At 43.8% G+C, this 3,632-nt stretch carries 4 protein-coding genes; all 4 read right to left on the bottom strand.

Going from position 1 to position 3,632, the window contains the following annotated elements:
* Positions 1–174 precede the first annotated feature (174 nt).
* A complete protein-coding gene (locus ACTHUM_RS10905) occupies positions 175–1,347 on the bottom strand; it encodes a zonular occludens toxin domain-containing protein (RefSeq protein ID WP_070459374.1) in 1,173 nt (390 codons plus the stop codon).
* Positions 1,348–1,356: 9 nt separating this feature from the next.
* A complete protein-coding gene (locus ACTHUM_RS10900; RefSeq protein WP_070459371.1) occupies positions 1,357–1,638 on the bottom strand; it encodes a DUF2523 family protein in 282 nt (93 codons plus the stop codon).
* A 1-nt stretch (position 1,639) separates the two neighbouring features.
* Positions 1,640–3,436, bottom strand: coding sequence for a virulence factor TspB C-terminal domain-related protein (locus tag ACTHUM_RS10895; protein WP_070459367.1), 1,797 nt, complete (start codon positions 3,434–3,436; stop codon positions 1,640–1,642).
* Positions 3,426–3,632 (bottom strand): hypothetical protein (locus tag ACTHUM_RS10890; protein ID WP_440402882.1); only part of this gene is annotated, 207 nt, incomplete at its 5' end. The genes ACTHUM_RS10890 and ACTHUM_RS10895, both read right to left, overlap by 11 nt.

Here is a 3,632-nt window from a genome sequence, read left to right as displayed (position 1 = left end):
ATTAAGACCCCTGCTGCGCATAATACAAGAAAAATAATAGCAAGACCGAAAATAAAAATGCCAAATTCCTTAATCAACATTTTGAAATAAGCCGTGCCATGCTTTCTATGGATGTGAATTATTGCATAAACAACCAAACACGAAATAACAAATTCTAATGCGTTCATCGTTTCCCTAATTTATTTTTCCGCCCTCATTACTTAGGGCTTTATCTTCGTATCCGTCATACATTAAATTCTGCGGACTCTTTCCACCCATTGTCAAGACTTGCGGTTTTTCTGATACTGATGAATTTGAATCAGCCGTTAATGCTTCGTTTTGTTTAGTTTTATAAGGGTTGAAGGGCAAGCCATCTTTAATATAGCTTAAACAGGTTTTTTTGCTAATTTCTGAAATTTTAGACCCTTGGTCTGTATAGCAATTACAGCCATTATCGCTTTTTACGCACGCGGACGGCCAAGGCATGACTTTTACGGCTTTGTTCATGCCGTCGTATATAGGGGCGGTTTCGGGGCGTTCTGCGATACGGGGCTGATAGTCTTCTTCTGTCAAATGAGGCTTGGGCGGTTCGGACGGCGTTTGCACCTTTGCTGCTGCGTACTGCCCCGCTGCGCCGTCGTCCGCCGCGGGAGCGGCTGCCGCCTGCGCTTCGGGGCTTGCCGCTGACGCGGCAATGTGTGCCTGTGCCGTTTGTCCCTCTATTATTGGTTTTTCCATATTTTTCCAAAAGGATGAGAAATAATACAAACCTCCACCAAGCAAGGCTATTGCGATGGGTATCAGATAAAGAACCTTGCTGCGCTTGGTTCTGATTTTGGTGTGTTCTTCAGCGGACTTGTACAGCCCATACACGCTTTTATCAAGCCTATACACGCTGATTAGGGCTTCCCTGATGTTTGCCCTGCTTTCAGGGTCTTTTGCGCCGCCTGTCGTCCATTCGAGCTTACGGCGCAGTCCTAAATTAGTCTTGCCGAAATGGGTGTGGTGTTCTATCAGTCCGCGCAAATGGACGTCTATCAGACGGGGATGTTGAGTTATCAAGAGGAAATCAAGACCACGGTGTCTATGTGTTTCAAGTTCGGCGACGTAGTCAGGTACTTTCGAACCGCTAGGACGTGGGCGGAATATGCGTTGGCATTCGTCAACAACGATAATCGCGCCCGGCGGTGCCCACTTCGGCCATGTCTGAATGCTTTCTCCTTCTGGTATTTCTTCATGTGGTATTTTCAGGTCAAGAATGCCGTCTACATAAAGCGGACGATTCATAAAGTCTTTTTGCTTGGCAAGCATGGAAACGACTTTCAGGGTTTTGCCCGAACCCGGTACGCCTGTTAACAGATATAACATGTTTTCTTCCTATTTCGACTGAATGATGGTAGACAGTTTTTTAAAGCCTTTTAGGGATATTACGAAGCTGAACGCACCAAATATCCAATTCAGAATGACACCGAATCCCGCTATATACAGTATTTGCAAGGCTTCGTCGGGGAAACCGCCGATACTACGGCTTATTTCGTTAATGAAATAATCCTGCAAAGCATTCAGTCCTGTTACTGAAATAAAACTCAAACCTACGGCGGTCAGTATGCGCCCTGCTACGGACATGAGGACGCCTGTTATCAATGATGCCCAGTTCATTTCACAATTCCTTTACGGATTCATAGACAAAATAGGCACATGTCAGCACGCATATTGCGATGAAGATGGGGCGCAGCTTGCGCGCCAAGTCGCACAACGGGTCATAGCTGAACTCTACCTGTCCCAATGCACCGAAATCTACGGAGCGGGGAGCGGGACACTTCCCGTCAGACTGGAACACGTCCAAAGGCTTGAAATTCAGGTCTATGGTCTGTTCAGGTAGTTTAATATCTTCCGACTTTCCTCCCAAAATACATTGAGCAGTATTCGGGTTCTGCTTACAAAAATCTTGTTTCTGATTCTCTTCGTTTTGATTTTGCTGCCCTGTCGGATTGTTCGGCTGATTCGGTGTATTTGGCGAATTCGGGCTATTTGGTGCGTTTGGCGTGTCTGGACTCTCCTGTCTGCTCGGTGTTGTCTTTTCGGGCTTATTCGGTGCTTCTGGACTGTTTGGCTTTAAATCTGGACGCGGAACATAATCAACGCCTACAGTGCCATCTTGATTCATTTTGAATCTTGTTTGTTGAGGGGTGCTACTACCTTCAGGGGTATATGGCGCACTAAGTGCGGTATCAGGGCTAAATGTGCTTGGCTCGGCAGATTGATTCATAACGCCCATTTTTGCCAGTTGGTTCATCAACTCGGCATGGTTTGTCTGATTGTTTTCAAGCATACGCTTGAGAATGTCTAACATTTCTTTTTGTGTCAGCATGAAATCTTCAGGTTTTACTTGGCTTTGATTTTGTGCAATCTTCTCTTTTTCTGATTCTGGAACTGTACCTTCTTTATATGTATTGTAATAAACATAGACACGTTTATCTGATGGAGTGCTAACAGTAATCCTTGATGGTGATGAATTAGGAATGTCAATATCAACATGAGAAGAAAAACGGCCTAGATTATCAGAAAAGACGTCCAAAGAATTACTTTTTGAACCATTTAAATTAATTCCAAATTTAGAATAGAAAACATAATTTTGATAACTGCCATTTATATTTACTATCAATTGATATTTAATCATTCGATTCTTTTTTGCTTCTTCGTCTTTCTTCTGTTCTTCTTTCTTTTGTTGGTCTTGTTGTTGCGCTTTTTGTGCTGCTTCTGCTGCTTTTCCAGCTGCTGCTTGTGCTACTGCTTTTTGGTAGTTTCCTTCGGCTTCTGCTTGGCGTTGTGCTGCATAAAATCTTTCTGCTGCATCTCTATATTGTTGCTGTGATGGATTATTTACTAACCCTAAAGATCGCCCTAAATTCACAATTGATTCAGGCAATCCACCAAATAGATTATTTCCGAAATCTCCTAAAGCAAGTACCGAACCTTCAAATGCTGACTTATAATTTCCAGCTCTTAACTGAGTTGCTACATATGATCCATTTTTACTTAAAGCATTTGCAATTGATGAGCCAAACCATACACCCGTAGCAGTTTTCTGAATTGCGCTTGTACCAACTCTTTGATTAACAGTTGTATACATTTTGCCAGTTTCGCCGTACTTTCCCGTAACGGTTACAGTCTTGTTTTGACTTCCGTTGTATGTTCCACCGTCTTTGTTTACGGTCGGTTTGCCGTTGTTTTGTACGTCAACCTTCCAAACGCCTGTTTTTGGATCGTAGCCACGACGTTGCAAGGCTTGGTCACTCGGAAAGCCTGCGTTTTGATGTTGTCCCGGCGGCGGTAATCCTACTTCTGCCCATGCCTGCTCTACGACCAAGAGCGAGCCAAGACATACAAAAAGACGGCTAATGTTAGGGGCTTTACCATACCCAATAAAAATGCTGATTCGGGTGTCATTCTTCATTTCTTTCTCTCTGCCATAAAACCAGTTTCACAATAACGACAACGGCAAAGACGGCAATCATGGCATACATCATCTGTGTGCCGATTTGTTCGCCGAGACGGTAATATTTCATGCTGTCGCACTGCGGAAATTGAAGTTTTACGGTCTGTTCGTTATAAGTCCAAGTCTGTCCGTTAAAAACGGGGTGATGCAACAC

This window comes from Neisseria sp. P0021.S006 (assembly GCF_051956895.1).
This window is presented reverse-complemented; position numbering and strand designations above follow the sequence as displayed.